Annotated in this window: 21 protein-coding genes; 18 read left to right on the forward strand and 3 right to left on the reverse strand. The window is 56.4% G+C overall.

Going from position 1 to position 18,514, the window contains the following annotated elements; genetic code table 11:
- The first annotated feature begins 150 nt into the window (after positions 1-150).
- From C471_RS07600 to C471_RS07610, 3 genes are all read left to right on the forward strand, one after another.
- On the forward strand, positions 151-606 hold the full coding sequence (locus tag C471_RS07600) for a hypothetical protein (protein WP_004047756.1): 456 nt from the start codon (positions 151-153) through the stop codon (positions 604-606).
- A 259-nt stretch (positions 607-865) separates the two neighbouring features.
- Positions 866-1,771, forward strand: a complete 906-nt coding sequence (locus C471_RS16940) for a hypothetical protein (protein ID WP_152421839.1) — start codon at positions 866-868, stop codon at positions 1,769-1,771.
- A gap of 1,092 nt (positions 1,772-2,863) precedes the next feature.
- Positions 2,864-3,340 (forward strand): hypothetical protein, encoded by a 477-nt coding sequence (locus tag C471_RS07610; protein WP_004047760.1) that lies wholly within the window; start codon positions 2,864-2,866, stop codon positions 3,338-3,340.
- Positions 3,341-3,386: 46 nt separating this feature from the next.
- Here the strand turns inward: C471_RS07610 and C471_RS07615 are convergent, their stop codons facing one another.
- Positions 3,387-3,863, reverse strand: a complete 477-nt coding sequence (locus tag C471_RS07615; RefSeq protein ID WP_004047762.1) for a hypothetical protein — start codon at positions 3,861-3,863, stop codon at positions 3,387-3,389.
- Positions 3,864-3,998: 135 nt separating this feature from the next.
- Positions 3,999-5,039 (reverse strand): DUF4238 domain-containing protein, encoded by a 1,041-nt coding sequence (locus C471_RS07620; RefSeq protein ID WP_080505553.1) that lies wholly within the window; start codon positions 5,037-5,039, stop codon positions 3,999-4,001.
- Between the two features lie 77 nt (positions 5,040-5,116).
- On the opposite strand from C471_RS07620, the gene C471_RS07625 reads away from it, so the two are divergent.
- From C471_RS07625 to C471_RS16955, 4 genes are all read left to right on the forward strand, one after another.
- Positions 5,117-5,521 (forward strand): DUF7342 family protein, encoded by a 405-nt coding sequence (locus C471_RS07625; protein ID WP_049909095.1) that lies wholly within the window; start codon positions 5,117-5,119, stop codon positions 5,519-5,521.
- Between the two features lie 70 nt (positions 5,522-5,591).
- A complete protein-coding gene (locus C471_RS16945) occupies positions 5,592-6,224 on the forward strand; it encodes a hypothetical protein (protein WP_152421840.1) in 633 nt (210 codons plus the stop codon).
- A 78-nt stretch (positions 6,225-6,302) separates the two neighbouring features.
- Positions 6,303-6,539, forward strand: a complete 237-nt coding sequence (locus C471_RS16950; RefSeq protein WP_152421841.1) for a hypothetical protein — start codon at positions 6,303-6,305, stop codon at positions 6,537-6,539.
- Entirely contained in the window at positions 6,539-7,102 is a 564-nt protein-coding gene (locus tag C471_RS16955; protein WP_004047768.1) for a hypothetical protein, read from the forward strand. Before C471_RS16950 ends, C471_RS16955 begins: the two co-directional genes overlap by 1 nt.
- A gap of 272 nt (positions 7,103-7,374) precedes the next feature.
- Here C471_RS16955 and C471_RS07635 read toward each other — a convergent pair whose 3' ends face one another.
- Positions 7,375-7,683 (reverse strand): DUF7437 domain-containing protein, encoded by a 309-nt coding sequence (locus C471_RS07635; RefSeq protein WP_004047770.1) that lies wholly within the window; start codon positions 7,681-7,683, stop codon positions 7,375-7,377.
- Between the two features lie 336 nt (positions 7,684-8,019).
- Here C471_RS07635 and C471_RS07640 point away from each other — a divergent pair, with 336 nt between their 5' ends.
- From C471_RS07640 to C471_RS07690, 11 genes are all read left to right on the forward strand, one after another.
- Complete coding sequence (locus C471_RS07640) at positions 8,020-8,730, forward strand: recombinase family protein (RefSeq protein WP_152421842.1); 711 nt, start codon at positions 8,020-8,022, stop codon at positions 8,728-8,730.
- A gap of 113 nt (positions 8,731-8,843) precedes the next feature.
- Entirely contained in the window at positions 8,844-12,296 is a 3,453-nt protein-coding gene (locus C471_RS07645; RefSeq protein ID WP_049909098.1) for an outer membrane protein assembly factor BamB family protein, read from the forward strand.
- Between the two features lie 23 nt (positions 12,297-12,319).
- Positions 12,320-13,825, forward strand: coding sequence for a S8 family peptidase (locus C471_RS07650; RefSeq protein WP_004047776.1), 1,506 nt, complete (start codon positions 12,320-12,322; stop codon positions 13,823-13,825).
- Positions 13,822-14,550: a hypothetical protein gene (locus C471_RS07655; RefSeq protein WP_152421843.1), complete on the forward strand. Its 729-nt coding sequence runs from the start codon at positions 13,822-13,824 to the stop codon at positions 14,548-14,550. Before C471_RS07650 ends, C471_RS07655 begins: the two co-directional genes overlap by 4 nt.
- A 161-nt stretch (positions 14,551-14,711) precedes the next feature.
- Positions 14,712-15,701, forward strand: coding sequence for a hypothetical protein (locus C471_RS07665; protein ID WP_152421844.1), 990 nt, complete (start codon positions 14,712-14,714; stop codon positions 15,699-15,701).
- Between the two features lie 12 nt (positions 15,702-15,713).
- On the forward strand, positions 15,714-15,887 hold the full coding sequence (locus tag C471_RS17395) for a hypothetical protein (protein ID WP_160163132.1): 174 nt from the start codon (positions 15,714-15,716) through the stop codon (positions 15,885-15,887).
- A 72-nt stretch (positions 15,888-15,959) separates the two neighbouring features.
- On the forward strand, positions 15,960-16,676 hold the full coding sequence (locus C471_RS07670; protein WP_049909103.1) for a hypothetical protein: 717 nt from the start codon (positions 15,960-15,962) through the stop codon (positions 16,674-16,676).
- Entirely contained in the window at positions 16,673-17,068 is a 396-nt protein-coding gene (locus C471_RS07675; protein WP_004047784.1) for a hypothetical protein, read from the forward strand. Before C471_RS07670 ends, C471_RS07675 begins: the two co-directional genes overlap by 4 nt.
- Positions 17,065-17,922, forward strand: coding sequence for a hypothetical protein (locus C471_RS07680; protein ID WP_049909105.1), 858 nt, complete (start codon positions 17,065-17,067; stop codon positions 17,920-17,922). The genes C471_RS07675 and C471_RS07680 overlap by 4 nt, the downstream gene beginning before the upstream one ends.
- Positions 17,923-18,177, forward strand: coding sequence for a hypothetical protein (locus tag C471_RS07685; protein ID WP_004047788.1), 255 nt, complete (start codon positions 17,923-17,925; stop codon positions 18,175-18,177).
- Entirely contained in the window at positions 18,174-18,449 is a 276-nt protein-coding gene (locus tag C471_RS07690) for a hypothetical protein (RefSeq protein WP_004047789.1), read from the forward strand. The genes C471_RS07685 and C471_RS07690 overlap by 4 nt, the downstream gene beginning before the upstream one ends.
- Positions 18,450-18,514: the final 65 nt, after the last annotated feature.

Raw genomic sequence — 18,514 nt, forward strand, 5'->3', positions numbered from 1 at the left:
TGCTGTACCGATGTTATTCGGGTAAGAGTGAGCCATACCCGTGGTGAAAGTGTAAGTAATCAGACTAATATTAAAGGCACCGAAAATACACCGGAAGATCAGCCAACCAAAATCCCTATTTAAATATGACTTGTTGAGCGAATATCCAATATGTTTAGCTCAGAGCCAACTCTCGACATGCTCCCCTCATTTATCGTTGTAGTGCTGATTTCTGTTTTCCTCATTAGTATCGGACACCGGTTTATCGACACTGTCTCAGACAAAACAACGTGGACTCACTTCGGTGGAGGATTTGTGTCGGGATTGTATCTCGGATATGATGTCGACCCGGACGCGATGATACTGCGGGAGCTTGTTGACCTAACAGTGATTCTCGGATCATCGTTTCTCTCGTCTGTATTATCTGCTCTGAATATCCTGTTCGTTTTTGAAATCCTGCTTGGGTCGTTCTATATTGCAGACAAGCGAGGGAAGGCCGGAGTGCTTGGCTCTGTATTAGTGATCTGCTCCGGTTACTTGCTGCCGGGAACGACACAGGTGGTGGGTATCGGTTTATTCATAGCTGGCAGTTTGGCCTTCATGTATTCTGACGAGTCTGATTTCTGAATCCGGTGTTTGAGACGTGTGTGCCGTGATTTTAGTGGCCCTGTTGAAATCCTCAACTGGTGATATGTTCTCAGCGTTCTGCTGAATACAGAGGTTCTATGAAGCAAGCGAAGTTGTTCGTTCCCCACGATTATCGGTGGGATAGCGTCTGAGTACGTGTACGAATATAATACTCTAAGAGTCAAAGCAGACCGCACAACCTCCTGCCGGCTTTCCACCAAAGATAAATCATTAATCAACAAAACTCGTCTCATATCCCATGCAACCTAAAGACCAAGCAAACTTTCCCGAATTCAGCGGTTCTACATTTATACTATTCAGAATCGCAGAAATCGAAACCCTGGACACCTACGAAGACAATCTGGAACGATACCGGGAGAAAGACTTCTCCTACGTACCAATCCCTGAAGCTGACAAATACTACAACTTGAACACGGAATCACTCGAAGATCTCCACGAAAACCAGTACGTCGAAAAGAACATCAGCGTCCGAAAACTGTTCACTCTACTATCCACATACCCATTCCTCCTCCATGATAGCCTAACAGGATTAAAAGCATACGTTGACGAGGACGGAGACTACTATTTCGAAGGCGGAGATCCGCCCGAAGATGCAGTCAAGAAAGACCTCGAAGAATTGGAAGAACAACACCCGGACATCTTGGACGAAATCCGCCAATCCCGTTACTGGTTCGTTAATCTTGCCGACCTAAACCGCCGGGAAATCCGAGAGGCACTGTACCCTGTCGTAGCAGAACTTGAGTCAGAGATAGCGGACGCAATCAGAGAAGATGTTGACGAACCCGAAGACTTGTATCATAACGCTCCAGACCACGTCGTCGGTCGCCGAGAGAAAGACAGACTCAGAGATATGGGGCTTCACACAGCCGAATACCTGAACCTTGGCGACATGATCGGATTGCTGAAGGGCCGTCAACATCTTTGGGGCGATTTCGGATTCAGTGATGCTGATGAAGTAGAGGACCGTCTCGGGAGTCTCAACCAGCTCCGTAACAGCGTGATGCACTCAAACCGGACACTGATCCGAAGCCAGACAGACATCGAAAAAACACTGGAACGAGTGAACGACGCTCAACGGATCATCATTAAATCCCGAGGAGGCTCAGTTGAAGCACTTCAAACCAGATTGTGGGAAGAAGGATAGATCATTCAGGTCAATTGACCGAGTTCAGGCTTGACCTACGTTCCCAACCGACCGCTTCTTTCATTTTTTCCATCCACCAACTCCAGCCCCCCCCACCCAACAATGCTGCTTATGCGCTCTGTATCTCGCACGCCGATCCGATCAGTTCTTAAGGATTTCAACAGATCCATTTTGGTGTATTTACATTCGTAACTTGAGGTGTGTCGTGGAGAATCCCGAGCGGAAACGCGAGGTGTGGGGACCGACATAGCCAAACCCGCCAATATCGGTGGTTATCTCCCGACCGTTTAAGCACGGAAAGGAATCCCGATGAGATACGATGACACCATCGATTTACCTGCTGCACGCTGCGGTCGTTCTGAGTATCGCCGCTGGTTCCGTGATCACGCCCGTTATCTTCAGTGACTTCGCCCGGAACCACGTCGGGGCGGGTGCGTGATGAACGCTGATTTATCCTCCGGGGAGCTGCGGGTCGGTGCGGAGTGCGGATCTCCCACAGAACGGATCGCAGTGCTTGAGCAGGGTGGACGAGTCCTCCGCTGTGTGTTTCACCAAGACGTGTTCAATTCGCACAGCCTCAAATTATGGGGCGGGATTGAACGCGGGAAGATCGGGCGTGGGCATCTGGATCTGGAGCGCGCGGATGACGCGACTCGCATGGCGCTGCAAGCGGCTCTCGAACCAATCTCGTAGACTGTTGGTAGCGCGTTCCAACGTGGAATCCCGAGAAAAAGCTCCGGAAAACCGCTGTGTGTGGCCGAGAAAAAGCTCCGGAAAACCGCTGTGTGTGGCCGAGAAAAAGCTCCGGAAAACCGCTGTCCAAATCGCCATACACAACCGGGGTTCACTGATATTCATACAGATAGCTCCGGAAAACCGCTGTGTGGGTCCCGTGAAAAGACTCCGGAAAACCGCTGTGTGGATCCCGTGAAAAGACTCCGGAAAACCGCTGTGTGGATCCCGTGAAAAGACTCCGGAAAACCGCTGTGTCCCTCCTCGTTGTGACTGGACCTACACCTAACTACCTCTCTATTGGATAGGTGCGTATCGTCGAGACTGACCATTAAGGGCGGAGAGGCCACACCTCCGAGTATGGACGTATCCATGCCTGAGTCTGTGGATCTGGCGTCACATCATGTCGTTCCTGAATCCGGTATCGAGCGCGAGCGCCTCGATTCCTACCACGAGATCAGCCCCGATGAACCGACACTCCCGCGCCCGCCAGCCCCGCAGTCGAAACAGTACGCCGTGTTGGTCACGGATGACCCGGTCGAGATCGGAGGACGCACGGAACGAGACTGCTACCGTGTGGTGACAGAGTCACTGGCAGAGCCGGAGAAAGTGGGTGGTGAGTGGTGCTGGCGTAAGTCCGAGGTCGTACCGTGGACCACCGATCTGCACAACATCATCGTCGGTGACCACGCTTACGAAACGTACAGTGACAGGAGTCACGAGTACGTAGTGACGCTATTCGCAGGGGTGCTGAGTCGGGAACAGGAGGCGGTTGAGGTGGATGGCGGGCCAGGGACACAGGCCGAACTCGGATTCACAGGAGTCACTGGCCAGTGACTGCGGAGTGACCACCGCACAAGCAGAAATAGGCCGTGTGAACCGACTATTCGGTTAGTGCGAATGTGAAGTTGATGTCCCACGACGGCGATTGCACAGCATCCCGTTGATCGGGGAGGAGTCCGGTGAGCGGGGAATCGCATTCAATCGTGAAGTCTTCTGTTCGGAAGGTGCTGAGGATGCTTGCGTTGCTGTGGTATTCGTCACCTGTCAATATCTCGCTTGCCACGGCGCGGGTCTGCTCCGAACTGTCGTCGTAGACGCTGAGGACAGTTACCTGAGCGCCCCAGTCCAGCAGGACATCATCATCGTCAATCCGATGCTCGATGAGCAGATACCCATCATAGTCGACAATGTCCCCGGAGTCGTACAGGGTGACGTGCCCGAGGTCTGAGGTGGCGGTGAATTCCGTCTCGTATTTCTGGACTGCGACCTTGAGGTCGCCCGAGGACGCGATTGTGTGGTTGTTGTCTGCTGTCAGTGCATCTGCGGCGTCTGCGAGCGTCTCGTCTGTATCCTTCATATCTACAGTTCAACCCCATTAACATATAAGGGATTTCGAGTTTTTGAGTCTGGAAACGAGACAGAAAACCCGTGAGGCGCTTGTTTTCGGTCGATTCGGATTATCTCGGATGAGCCAGTGACTGCGAATTAGTTACTAACGCCGGTACTGCTCCCAGTATCCTCTTTTCGGAGTATCGAACCGCAGTTCTTCCACCGTATCAATACAATGGTTGAATCCCCACATTGCGTTCGCGGACTTTTGTTGATCGAGAATAATCTCCTTACCCTTTTCTCGATACCATCTCTGTTCGCTTGGAGTCGGTACCTTCACCGCGATCTCTCGGGCCTTCTCTATTTCATCCATTTCGGCGTGAGGACCGCGAACATATTCCTTATTCGGGAAAGCATCACACATCTTCTCAATCATGACTCTGAGCAGATCCCCGTATTCAACGGGCGCAAATACCTCTCGGAAAGACGTTAATCCTTGTAGGAGATTGAACTTCCAGATTTCCGTCCGTTCTGAAACCTCTATCCGGGGTATGTCCCCATCCCCGTGTAGAGGCTCGATGTCGAAGGTAGCAGGATCAAGAAGCATCAGTAGGTGGTTGGGGCCGATTGGACAGTAAATTTCCACTCGTTCGAAGAAATCCATCGTATTTGGATCTCGATCGGGATGTACATCGCGCCACCAGACGACAGGGAAGTCAGATGTGAAGAAGGGCAGCTCGGTATGGTTCTCGATTACACGCCAACCCATCATCATCAGGTTCTCAAAAGCGTGTTTCGAGTCGTGATGCACCACATCTTCCCAGTCATAATTTTGCCCTCCAAGAGCTTCGTTAAGGGTGCCCATGGTTTGATGGAACATTTTTGATCGTGGTGTTCGATCGCGCTGAAAAAGAAGGAACTCAGAGATCCAGATTAACTCGCTCTCAGAAAGAGAATCGCCAGAGTCCAACGATTTAAGCGCATTACGCATGTCTTCTTCCGCATCGGTTGTTTGCGGGTTTTCGAATAATTCGTCGGCGAACCCTGTTGCTGATGCCGCCTTCTGGATTGGATAGTAATCCTTGGGGTGATAGTAGTCGCCACCGCCGTGCTTTTCTACGAGTGAGTACCGGGAAATTCGGTCATCATTTTCGGGGGCGAATAGCCTCAGATACGCTTGGGGGACGTAGTGTTCATTCTTCATTTATACAGGACACATTTCTAAAATGAGATGAATTTTCCGGAGGTGGATTCTTTTCCTCAGAGTCACTGAGTCGATATATGAGCGACCCCACCGATGGTGTATCGGAGTGGGTGGATCAGACGACTGCATACCGCCGGGTGCGGTCAATCGCCAGTACTGTGTCTCAGCCTCGTTCTGTGAAGTATATCGCGTCTGAGGCGCGAGTGTCTGAGGTGACGGCGCGCGAGTATCTGAATCGGCTCGCTGATCTGGGCGTCCTTCTGAAGTCCGAGCGAGAGGGAACACTGGTGTATTCCGAAGACCCGCTGTACACGCGGATGAGGGGCGTTCGAGAGCTGCTGAACGAACATGATCGAGAGGAGCTTATCGAGTTGCAGGCGGAAATCGAGGCAGACTCCGAGGCACGGGATTCGGATCTGGTATCGTATCGACTCTCGCTGGTAGAGGAAGCGATTGAGAACTACGATCGGTTACGGGTCTGATCAGTACAGGTCTGTTGAGTTTAATCAGTCTGAACGCTGGGTTTAATCACAATGTGTTCCTTCACCAACTATGTCTCGCTTGGGAGTCCTCCGTGACCTAATCTCCCGCTACATCTCCTCATTTCTCTGGTGGATCGCGGGAGAGATTCCATTCCTGAAGACAATCGTCCGTACAATACCGATCGTTAACCGGTGGTTTGCTGAACGTATCGGGGAAGATGTGACTGTCGCTGATAGATCGTCGATGGACAATGCGGAAATCAGTGTCAAAGTCGATACAATGCCGACGCCCGCAGAGATGGAATTCAAAATCCCGGTAGATAACCTCAGCGCGGACACTCTCGAAGTATCTGGGGTAGACCTTCGGGTCGGGGTCAGCAAGGACGGTGATGCACTTGGGAAGGTTCAATGGTTGGATGACAGAGGAGTGGAGGATCCGCGATTCATCGTAAATCCGTCTATCTCCGGGAAATCCGAAACTGAAGCATTCCGTGTTCGACTGACGCCGCGCCCGTACATTTACCGACGACGTGATTCGTTCTCAATCTATGTCTCGGGAACAGTTCGATTCAGAACGTCATTTGGTTCTGTGTGGATTCCGATAACCCAGATGGTGCGTATTGATGACGACCTCATCGAAAGCCGATTCAGCATCGCTCACGGAGATGTTGATGGGCGGTACCCGTCAGAATTTCCGGGATAACTCACTACGTATCCTCGATCGATCAGACTTCAACAGACCCTGGTAAACCCTTATGTGTAATTGGACGAGAAAGGGGATATGGCAACGATCAGTGAGGAACTGGATGTTGGCAAAGTCTCACTAACTGACGTAAAAGAAGCGGGTTATTCCGCAGAATACGACTATCTGTATGTGAGGCTGTCTGGAGACAATTACTATTTCGTCACCACCAGTGGCGATAGAGTTGTAAAAGGCAAAGTAGCTGAGAAGGCGCTGGACTCATCCGAAGCGAATGATAAGTTAGATCAGTTGATTTCGGATGCTGACGATGATTAATGCCGGTTGAGACATTAGTGGGGATTGCTCAATATTGGGAAGCGATCATAGCTGCATCGGCGTTGGTTGTCTCGATTCTGTCGCTGTTGCGGGATAAGCAGTCGCGGCAGATGGATATGCTACACGAGGTTTTCCGGAATATCGGTGAGTTGAATTCTCAGCTTGTCGATTACAATCCCAGTGAGAGGGACGAAGAACAGCGAAAGCAGGACGGGAAAATAATATTTCAAGAGAAGGCCAAGGAGTTTGACTATCTGTGTTTCTTGATTAATCGGAATAAAGTCAAGGAGAGGGATGTTTACGAACTCGGTGGTGACGATATAGTCGACTTCTATGAGTCGTATAGTGATCGGATGGATGGTGAAAGCTATTCGGACATAGAGCCGGTCGTTGAACGCTGGGAGACACACCCCCCGACAACGGTATGGAACCGTCTGATATTGAGATGGAAGAAAACCAGACTGGGTTCTCCTACCGAATCATCTGAGGGTGAAGAAAGTGAATCAGAATCAAGCAGCAGTGAAGATGACGCTGACGGTGAGACTGAGAAAGCCGAGTCCTAACTCTATCGACGGTTAGTGGTTCCCGGGAACGGATGGGGACGTGTGCCTCTGACTTGGCCGGGCTGCCTCCTACAAGCGCCCGCGCGTCCCCGTCTTGCGATTAGGGGCCGAAGTGGTATCTCTGTGTTGGTAGAGTCTGTCAACGACTCGGGGGTCGCCGAGGTCTGAGGTCTTAAAAACCCCCTCCGAATTACGAGTGTAAACCCACGAATCAGCGCCTCTATACGTTGTTTTTGGAGGGTGGGGGACCCCGTGTTTTCAGTGGGTCAGAGTCAATCGAGGGCATCGCCCCGGAGTTGAGCGTCGAGCCACGGATCATCACCATATCTTGCGCGCACAATCTCCTCGATCTCGTCCGTGATCGCAATTCCGGCATAATTGCTTACCTCAAGCTCTGTGGCGGCCATTCGCCTCGTTAATTCAGAGTTGAGATAGTCAATAGTCAAGCCGAGGGCTTCCGCGAGCTTTTCGTCGCCGTGTTGTTCCTTGAACGCCCGGATGTCGTCTCGGTGAGACGCGGCGTCGAGAATCGCCTCGAAGGTTTCGGTTTCCTCGATTTCGTCTACGTCGGTGTTTGTCATGGTATCTCAATCGTGATCGTCACAGATTACGATTGGTGTTGCGTGCTACGTGATACCGTGACGTGATCTCCGGGTATCTGCCGCGAATGTCGCCGATGATGTGTCCACGAGGCCGCCGACCCCCTGCCACCCCCAACAGATCCAAGTGTGGGCACACCTTTGTGACCATTACGAAGATGCCCGAAACGACGAAGACAACGGTCGTCCAAGACTCCGAAGGATATTATCGAGTTAGAGTTCCGAAGTCCCTCGGGGACGCCATGGATCTCGCTGGAGAAAAAGTAGAGTGGTCGGTTGACTCGGGGAGATCCCTCAAAATCACTCGGGTGGATGACGATGAGTGACGTGGTTCGCGTCATCAGGCAGTCGCAGGGCAGCGAGGACAGTATCTCCCTCCAGCAGCAACGAGAAAGCACCCGCGAACTCAGTGAGGAACTCGGCGCGGAGTCACTCGACACGATTGACCTCGGGAACACCTCGGGCTTTAGTCTGTTCTACAAAGACCCAGACGATGAGGGGCGTCTGGATGCTAACTCCGAGATGAAGCAACTGATCGCGGGGTTGCGCGCCGGACGGTGGGACTGCCTGATCGCGCACGATGACACGCGACTCGCTCGCGATGAGTATTTCAGCGTGATCAAACACGCGGCTTTGGAAGGTGGGTGCGAATTCAGATTTGTATCGGATGTTCCGGATGACCGACTGACGTTCCGGATTCAGAGAATCGTCGAATCGGAAGCGAAGGCCAAGGAGATCGAGAAATCCAAGGCTGCGGTGGAGCATCGCCGTGAACAGGGGTTTTACCACGGAGCGCCGCCGTTCGGACTCGAATTCGATGAGAACGGGGAATTTTTGGTTAAGGACATGGGTGAGTGGCCGATCGTCAAGCGCGTGTTCACCCTGCGGGAGGAAGGACAGTCGTACCGTGACATCTCCAAAACGATCGGCGTGATCAGCAAGAGCGCAGTCGGCAACATCTTAACCGATAACCGGGAGCTGTATTTGGCTCGGATGCCTGCGGATCACCCCGCTGTTTCTGCGGATTAAGTTCAGTGACTGCGGAGTGACCACCGCGAGTCACTGAAAACTGAGCGGGTGGCTGTGTATTAAGGGCAGTGAGGGACTCCCGTGATACAGCACCCAATATTGGGTAGAGTATCATGTTAGACTCACTCAGAAGCGGTGACGGTACAGCACGTGAAACAATCATCAGCATCGGATTCGCGGCGCTAATCGTCACGTCCATGGTCGCGTCCGGGTTCGCGGCTGCTCCCGCATCAGCCGCGCCGGAAGACGACAACAAAACCGCGCAGTGGACGACTGCTGCTGATTGGATCACCACCGTGGAATCCAACAGCGACACGGTGGTCACGGTTCGGGACACGGGCGATCTCAGCAGTAGCATCGTGGCGTATGACAGCACTGGCTCCGAAAAATGGAGTCGGGCGGAATCCGACTACATCAACGATGACATCGCGGTCAGTGACTCCTACGTGTACTACGGCACTGCGAACAACACGGCAGTGCTGCGCGATGTTGACACGGGCGACCTCGTGTGGAGTGATTCACGTGACCGGGACTGGGTCGGTACTCCTGCAATCAACGAGGACGCCGGGATGGTGTACAACACCGAAACTCGGGAATTTCTCGGGCATGACATCAACACCGGCGAAACTGAATTCGTGACCCGGCCAACGTCCGCGTCGGAGATGAATCTGATTACGTCCCCGGTGAACGGGGAGATGTGGGTGGTGACCCCGGGATTTAGCGGTGGAACTGCACTTACGTCGATCGATCCGGCTACCGGGAAGTCTGTGGAACGGTCGACGTTCTCTACTGCGGTGGGTGTCGCGTCAGGAGCGACCGATCACCACGACGGTGACTTCTACATCGAGGACTCCGGCTCGCTCGCTGAACTGACCCCGGAAACTGGTGAGTCAAAGCGGATCGACGTGGACGGTGTTGACTTCAGCACGGGCGGGTACTCTGTCGGGCCGACAGGAGATGTCCTGACGGAAGTCACGGATGACCAGGACGCGGTGATTGTCGATCCTGACACCAGCGAAGTCACTGATGAGTACCCAACTGGAACTGACACACCGAACAACTACGAGTACGCTGATGTGTCCGGGGATGGTGAGGCATCCGTGTTCGTCGGAACGACCGGCAGCACTGGGGAACTGAGTCGGTGGGGTGCCCCGACTCCGAACGGTGTCAGTGGGAAGGTAGTGAATCAGGACGGTGACCCTGTCGCTGACACGCACGTGAGTGTGTATGCGACTAATGTCAGTCACCCGGACATCGCTGACGCGCAGGACGCCCTCGACTACACCGAAGAAATCAGCGGTGTGAACGTGTCCAGAATCGGAATTCCGGACAACTACGATCTGAAGGGCGCTCTGGAGTCGGCGGACACGACGATGCCGATGGTGCATGACACTGCGGCGTGGCATGACCCTGACGCGGGCGGCGTCGACGTCGCTCCGGGGTCGGATCTCGCTGAACCGAGTTTTCGGGTTGAAGCGGGGGAAACGCACACGGTGAGTCTGTGGGATCCCAGTGAGGAGTCGATGGGGTTGCTCTCGGATCCGTATGACCGGAATCTCCCGGCGACCACGACAGGCGGCACCGTGACTGTTGAGCGGTTCGGGGCGACTGGATCCGTGGTCGACAGCTGGGAGCAGGACACTTCCCCGAGTTACTCCGCTGTCGGGCGTGAGAAGGAACACGAGACGCTGCGCCTCACTCTGAAAGCCGGGATTTACCGGATTGACGCGCACGATGGCGGTGAGGCGTGGGTTGTTGCTGGTGATGGACTGAGCGCGGAGGACTCGGTGGATGACATCCCGGGGACTGATCTCGGATTCAGTGACTCGCTCGGGGATTCTGACCGGGAGCAAGAGATCAAGGACGCGGTGAATGATTCGAAACTCACTCGCCTGCACGCGAAGACGAACAGTGACGGGGAGTTCCGTTTCGGTGACCTGCCGCAGAATTACGAGGCGGTTGCAGTGACTGCGTATGGCGCGGAGACGGACATGATCGAACAGTCCACGGATGTCCCTGACGCGGTCACTGACCCGTCTCTTGGGGAGTTCCGGTCGGCGTACAAGGACGTGGATGATGCTGGCGGAATCCCGGAATCTGGGCTGAGTGTGGTGGTGCAGTCTGAGCAGGTGACAACGTCAGTCCCGAATCAGAACGTCGTTGTGCCGGTGACTGAGATGAACAGCCCGGGGATCGAGACGCTCGGCGTGGCGATGTCGCGCCTCGATTCGCTCCGTGATCTGCTCGATTCGGAGGATTACAGTAACCTCAACGACGTGCTGGGCAACACCCCGGATCTCTCCCAAGAGGAGGTTGAGGAGCGCATCGATGCAGTCACTGATGTCATCGATAACGGCGGGGATGACGGGGACGACAGCGGTGTCAACGTCCCGGAACCGGGCTGGAACACTGACGACGGCCCTGACGTGGATGTGGACACCGGCGATAACCCGAGTGTGACCGTCACCGTGCCGTTCGCCGGGTCGTTAGTGATGGAACACACCACCGTCATCGCCGAATTCAGCAACGGGGATTCTGCGGTTCTGAACGAGTCTGACTACCGCATCGAATCCGGCCTCCTCGGGAACGACAAAGTCGTGATTGAGGACTACGAGCTTCCTGACGACGCTGAAGGCGTGGAATTCGATGTTCTCGCGAGTGACGGTGGAGTCGACAGTGGCGCTGAGAACACGACTGAGTCGGTAGAGGAAGCCGCTGACTTCGGGCGAGAGAAGGTACAGGTTCAGAATCCGGGGAGTGACGGTGAACTTCCGGGGATTGCGGCGTTCGCGGTCAGTGACTCGCAGCCGACTCCCGGTGATGACATTGAAGTCCGGGTCGTGCCCGAGGACGATGACGACTCCTATCTCGGTGTGGCGAATGCGTCAGTCACTGCTCCGAACGGTACGGAAATCCCGACTTCCGCAGCTGGTGATCTCGTAACTGCTCCCGTGAGTAGTGCCGGGGAGCATCACGTTTCGATGCAGATCGAGACACCGACTGGATCTGTGACGGAATCCATCAGTGTCGGTGCTGTGGAGTCCCCGGTTCCTGTTCCGCCTTCGGTGCGGGTTGAGTCCGGGCCGAGTGGGTATTACGGCGTGGCTGCGGACGGCGCGGAACACGGCGCGGTGACAGTGACTGGCGCTGAAACTGACATCGAAATCGACGCAGCGGACGCAACTCGCCCGCTGCACGTGTATGCGACGGATCTTCCAGTGACTCAGGACATCACGATCGACGCGACAGACGCGGAAGGTGAACCGGTTAGTCAGACTGCCCCGATTAAGCTCCACACGTCGGAGTTACCCGCTGAAGCACACGTCAGAGCGCACGGGGAACCGATTGAGATTGACGGATCCGAGAATGCTGCGGGTGTTCGGAAGAACACTGGTGATGGGACGCTAATCGAAACGCGGATGCAGGACGGCAGTGCTGACGTGTCCGTCGTCACCTCACCGAGCATCTTCGAAGAAATCGAGTGGTGGTGGGACACCTCGAACCCGCTCACCGGAATTCCGGTGCTTCAGAGCGGAGCTGTCGGTGTGGGAGGTGTTTCTGCGTGAACGATTTGAGTCGGCGTGACCTGATGAAGGGCGGTGGGTCAGTCGCCGCAGGTGCCCCGTTCCTCCTCCCGACATCGATGAGCGAGTCGGTGTTCGCTCCGGGTGTTGAAGCGCGCACCACCCTATTCGGCGGATTCGACGCAGATGGAGTTCCGGCGGGGGTGAACAGCGATCCGAAGTGGGTGGTGTCGACCGGGGACACCGCCGAAGTCACTGACTGGGCGGACGGGCATGACCGCCGCCTCATCCGCAGTACGGACACCGAGGGCGGGCGCGTAGTCGTGTCCGCTCCCGCTGAGGAAATCGGTGCAGCGTCCTCGCTGTGGTCGTCCGGACTGGTGCAGGCCGTTGACGTTGACCGTGTCGACGTGGTTCGTGAATTTGCAGTCGATCCGGTGGAGTCACTGACGCAGAGCGTGAGTGATGTGCCGACGCCGCCCGGTGACTGGATGGTGTCTGCACTGCCTGAGTACGAGATTAATCGGGGGGTTGCAGTTGGTGAAGACGTGGAACCGGCATCGATGAGCGCGGTGAAGGACGTGCTGAACGTCCCGGACACCACGGCGACCGGCGAAGGGATCACTGTTGCAGTGCTTGACACCGGCGTTAATTACGATTCCTCGCTGTACGGTTCCCGGATCGTTGCGGGACGGAATGTGTTGGAGGAGACGGACATCGATCCGTCGACGGACGACTACAGCGCCACACAGAACACGAATCTGCACGGTGACTGGGTTGCGTCGGCAGTCGCGTCATCCACGACCGGAATCGCGCCAGATGCCGATGTGATCCCGGTGAAGGTTCTGGGTGATGACGGATCGGGGGACACCGAGTTCATTCTTGACGGCATCCAGTACGCCGCGAATCAGGGCGCGGACATCTTGGTGATGAGCCTCGGCACGCCAATGAGAACCCCGGACGTTGAAGACGAACTCACCCGTGTCATGTCGGAAGAAGGAGTCACTGGAGCGTTCGTCGCGGCTGGGAATAGCCGCCCGTCAACTCGGTACGTGAGCAGTCCAGCGAGTGAGCCGGACACGATCACGGTCGGGGCTACGACCACGGACTCGCCCACTGACGCGATGAGCGCGTACTTTTCGTGCGTTGGAGATCGCCCGGAGACGGGCGCGGGCGTCGACGTGGCCGCGCCCGGGATGCAGATCAGAACCGACGTAGCAGACAGCACCGGAACAGTCACCAGCAAGGAACTGAGCGGTACGTCGATGGCCGCGCCGATCGCGGCAGGCGTCGGCGCACTCATGCTCTCGTCGAACTCCGAGGTAGTCGGTGATCCGGTGCTGTTCAGGAAGTCGATGCGTGATGCGGCGGTGCCTGTTCCGGCAGCGAGTGAATCGGAGGTTGGGGCTGGCATGGTTGATGCGTCTCTCGCGGAGTCACTGGGTGAATCAGAGAACAAGCAGATGGATGTGCAGGATGATCTGGCCGCGTACCGAGGAGCGACAAATAAGTTACTTCCAAAAGTATGGGGAGCGACCGGGCGCGAATTCCCCAAGGATTTCAGTCAGTGACTCACCCCGAATCAAACGCAGTGACTCGACGGGCGTTCCTCGCAAGTGCAGCTGCTGTCGGCGCAGTCGCGGGTTCTCAGTCAGTCACTGCAACACACCCCGAACAGAAACCCGATCACGTCACTGTCCGGTACGACACCGACATCATCGAGAGGTATCAGCCCGCCCTGGTACTGGATGGAGTTGAAATCGAGCCGTACAGTTACTGCGCAATGGTCGCTGAATCCCCGGAGCGTGGACTCGGGTGCGTTGTCGGATTCCATAGGTACACGCATCAGGAAGGGTTCTCGATGGAGGACTCGCATTTCGGCGACACTGAACCCGCCTACGTCTTTTTCGACAGTCGAACCGGGGATGTGGTGCAGGTCGTCTACAGTGGGTATCACTGGTATCAGGCGAGTACGTGGGCGAATAACCTCGACTACGTGGTTGACGATCGGCAACGCCCAATCCTCCGGGTCATCCCGCCGCATCACCACCACACCACCGACTTCGCTCGCAGTGAGATCAGTGACGTGCGGACTGACATCCCCACCAGCGACCTCACTGAACGCTATCCGGAGTGGCTGGAAGATGATCTTGAAGACCAGATCCGTCCGGGTTCGGTGTATAGTCCGTGGAATATGCGGGACTGGGAGGCGTGGTGGGAGCCGTCAACGATGACGGAATTCGAAATCACATTGCAACGAATCTGGTTGGCGTGGGAGGGCGTCCGACTCCGCTGACGAGTCAGTAACTCCACTATTCAGCACGTCTCACGACTTCATGTTGGCAGGTCATGCCAACCTCACATCGGGTGTGAGGATTTCAGTTCTTCCCTGTACTCCGACCAATATAGGGTTGCGTGGCGAGCAATTAAGGGCAGTGACCCATTCCGAACATCCGGATGAGTATCCTAAACATCAATCGCAGTAGCGTCATCAGTCTGATGATGGCGCTGATCATCGGCATGGCCGCCGTTACGGGCGGCGCAGCCGCAGCCAGCTGGGACACAGAGACGACAAACACCGGTACCGAGAGTGATCTGACGGGAGGGCCTGCCTCCTTCATGATCGACTCCGACAGCGACACCTCCGGGCAGGACGTGTACGTGGAGACACAGGGCGCGGCGAGTAGCGACCTCACTGTTGAGGTAATCCCGGCGAATCCGGACGTGAACACGACGCTCTTCAGCACGTCCGACTTCACCACGCAGGATGACGCGAACGGGCACTACTCGGCGACTCTGACGCAGACCGAGCTTGAGAACAACCTCCCGCGAACCGCCGGGCCGTCTCAGTACACGGTTCAGGTCGTGAATTCCTCGGACGAGGTTATTCTTTCGAATCCGCTCGAACTCACCTACGACAACGGTGACACCGTCATCTCGCTGACGGGTGATTCCACCGGGACGACGGGTCTCGACACGCCGCTGCTCGCTGACGGACTCACGATTTCGGAGCAGGACACGCTCCTCCCGAACTTCCTCACGGACGACAACACCTCGGTTGCGTCGATGTCGAGTCAGGTCGGGATTCCGACCGACCCGGCGAATGCGTCCACGGTCATCTCGCTGGACAGTCAGGAGACTCGTGACGCCTACGACGCCGCCGCTGCTGACGCTGAGGCTGGCGAGCAGATCGATGCCGTCGCCTCCGTCAACAGTGAGCCGGTTCAGGTCTTCGCAGTCGGTGACGCCGCTCCTGAAGACGTTGAGGGCGCGTACCTCACCTACGACGACACTGACGGCGACCTCACCCTCGAAACGAACGGCGACGAGAATCTCGAATCCGCGAACACCGCGTTCGTCACGTCGACCGCTGGTGACGGCGGGTACGGCCCGTTCTCGGAGTTCGGCGTGTTCAGCTTCGACTCCTTCGATTTCGGTGACTTCTGAGATCGTAACACAATGAAATGGAAGCATGTCGGGTACATGTACGCCGCGATGTGGGTGATCGCCATCGTGCTTGCCGCAGAGATGGCTGTCCGCAACTTAATCTCGACAGATGACGGTGCAATCGAGGAGAATCGATCGATGAACGACCGGAACGCCGAACACGACGACACCGAACCGGCGGAGTAGGGGTGTAGAAGACTCCGTTCGCTGCACCGTTTTCTAACCAATTTCAGAAAACAGAATAGAAGACAAGAACCCATGAATAGGAACACATTCCTCTCGGTTGTCGGTGCTGTGTTACTGGTCGGCGCTCTCCTCTACGGAGCCGCTGGCCTCGCAGCAGCCGACACCACAACAGACACGAACGTATCGGTACTCGATGAGATGATTTACGGCGATGCGGCAGCGGAAGACCCCGGTGTACTGGATCAGGTCAGCGCCGCCATGGACGGATTCCGAGGCGCTATGGAGGGCTGGGTTGAGCAGCAGCGGTACGACGCTGAGGAGGCTGACGGTGTCGATGCTGCCGCTCAGTCCCTCACCGAGTCGATTAATGCACAGTCCAGCAGCGAAGCACCGGACGGTGCAGTGACTTGGTCGGAGTACCTGAACTCCCGGGTCACTGCGGATCAGGACGTACAGGTCATCGAGGTCGACATGCACATGGACGGAGAATCCGCGACCCGGTACATCATCGCGGACTACAACACCACCGACTCCACCTACAACTCAGTGACTGCGGTGCAGGGAACTGACCGGTCGGTGGATCGTTCAGTGACGCTGTGCGGCATGGCAGCGGATCAGGCCTCCGAGGAGGTTGAAGCGGTAGTTGACGGGTTCATCTCCAGTGACTCGATGCTCACGATTGACGAGGTTAGCCGACTCAACTCGCAGTACGGCGACCACGTCGCCGGGGACATCGATGGGCTTAACGATGAAATCGGGGCGGACTGCTCGGTGGGTGGTTCGCAGTGAATGCCTCGGATGTAGTCGTGAAGCCCGTGTCGTGGACATGGACACAAGTCACTGGGTGGGCGAGTAATGTCCGGAACCTCGTCACTGACACGAGTCTGGACGACATCCTCCCGCCCGCTGTCACCGAGGGTGTGGAGTGGCTCGCGGAGCAGCTCCCGCTTGCGTTTGGAACCGGGAGTCCGGAAGACCAGATCAAGGCTTCAGCCGTCCTCGCGGTGGCATCCATCATCACGTCAGTGTTCAGTGGCGGCCTCACGATCGGGGCGGTGCTGGTGTTCGCACTCACTGGGATGATCGGCGCGCTCCGATTCTGGCCCGCGCTCGACTCGGCGTGGGGTTCGCTCGGTGATGTCCGGGGTTCCGGCGGCGAGAAAGAGTGGAGGCGTCGATGAATGATCGCGCGCTCACGATCCTACTCGGGATCATGGTGGTGTTGTCAGTGACGACTGCTGGCCTCGCAGGTGCATCAGAGTCGGTGGAGGCGGCGGAATGCACGGCAGTGACTCACAGTGACTTCCTCAGCAACGAGGATGCGATCAAGGCCGCGCAGACCGACAGTGGCGGGACGAGCGTCGAGCAGAACACGGAGGTGACCGTCAGTCAGAATTCGGCGTTCGTGAGAGTTGGCGCTGAGAACCCGAACGGATACTGTGTCGAACTCACCGTCGAGATCAGTAACGAGGTCGTGGCTCCGAGTGACATCGGCAGCGTCACTGCATCCGGTGACTCCCAGACTGAAGCCGAGTGGGAGGCAATCCACGACTACGACTCCGGGTCGACACACACGCGCGTGACGATGCGACTGGGCGCGGGCGAGGACGCAATCATCGCCCCGTCCAAGACTCGGGTCATCGCGCTGGACTGGACAGGGCTGACCAGTGAGGCGACGTCGGGCGATGCGTCATGGATTGGCGGCTTGTTCAGCCCGGAAACCGAGTTAGAGCAGAACGAGTACGTGATCACGCCGCCGGAGAACGGCGATGTAGTGACTGTGGACTTGACGGCGGAGGACGGCACTGAGGTGCAGGACTGGCGCGCGTCCTACGGTGACAGCCCTGTGGAGCAGGACGTTGAGGATCCGGTTTACTACACTCGGGACACCGCTGCGGATCAGCTCACGTTCCACTTCAACAAGAACCGGAATGTGGACTTCGTCGCGAATCCCAGCACGGCGCAGAAACTCCAGACCGACATCGACTCGTACTTCAACGGGTTCGACAGTCTGTTCAACTGGGGGGCGAGCTAAATGGCGGGGACGTGGGATGTTGTGCTGCTCATCGCGGGCGCGGTACTGCTCGCTCCCGTAATCGTGAACCCGTCAACGTGGCCGATTGCCGCCGCGATAGGGCTGACCGTCGTACTCGGAGGGAAACTGTTGAAGTACCTCCTCGGGGAGATGTGGGATCTGGAAAAGCAGCGGCGGATGGGGGAGAAATCCGGGTTCAGTGACGACCTGATGTACGGATCCGAGTCCGGTGACGATGACCGAGGTGGTCGATGAGTTCCGTGTTATTCACCGCGCCCGTGGCTCTCGCAGGGATCCTCGGCGTTATCGTGTACGGTAAGTGGTCGGACTCGGTGACGACACTGAGGGACGGGAGTGCGGTCGTGAGCAGCGCGCTCCGAATCATGGTCGGGGTGTTCTTCGTGAGTACGGAGTACCCGCTTTTCGTGGTTCTCGGCGTCGTGATGATCGCAATCGGCACCGTCATGGGGGCGAGTGGGGCAGACCGTGTTCTCGGTGGGCGACTCCGCCGGACGCTATCCACGTGATCCCCTGATCTGAGTCACTGCGGTCAGTGACTCCCTGATTCTGACGTTTGCCGTCCAACCATTTA

Origin of the sequence: Halorubrum saccharovorum DSM 1137, assembly GCF_000337915.1 — an archaeon.
GTDB lineage: Archaea > Halobacteriota > Halobacteria > Halobacteriales > Haloferacaceae > Halorubrum > Halorubrum saccharovorum.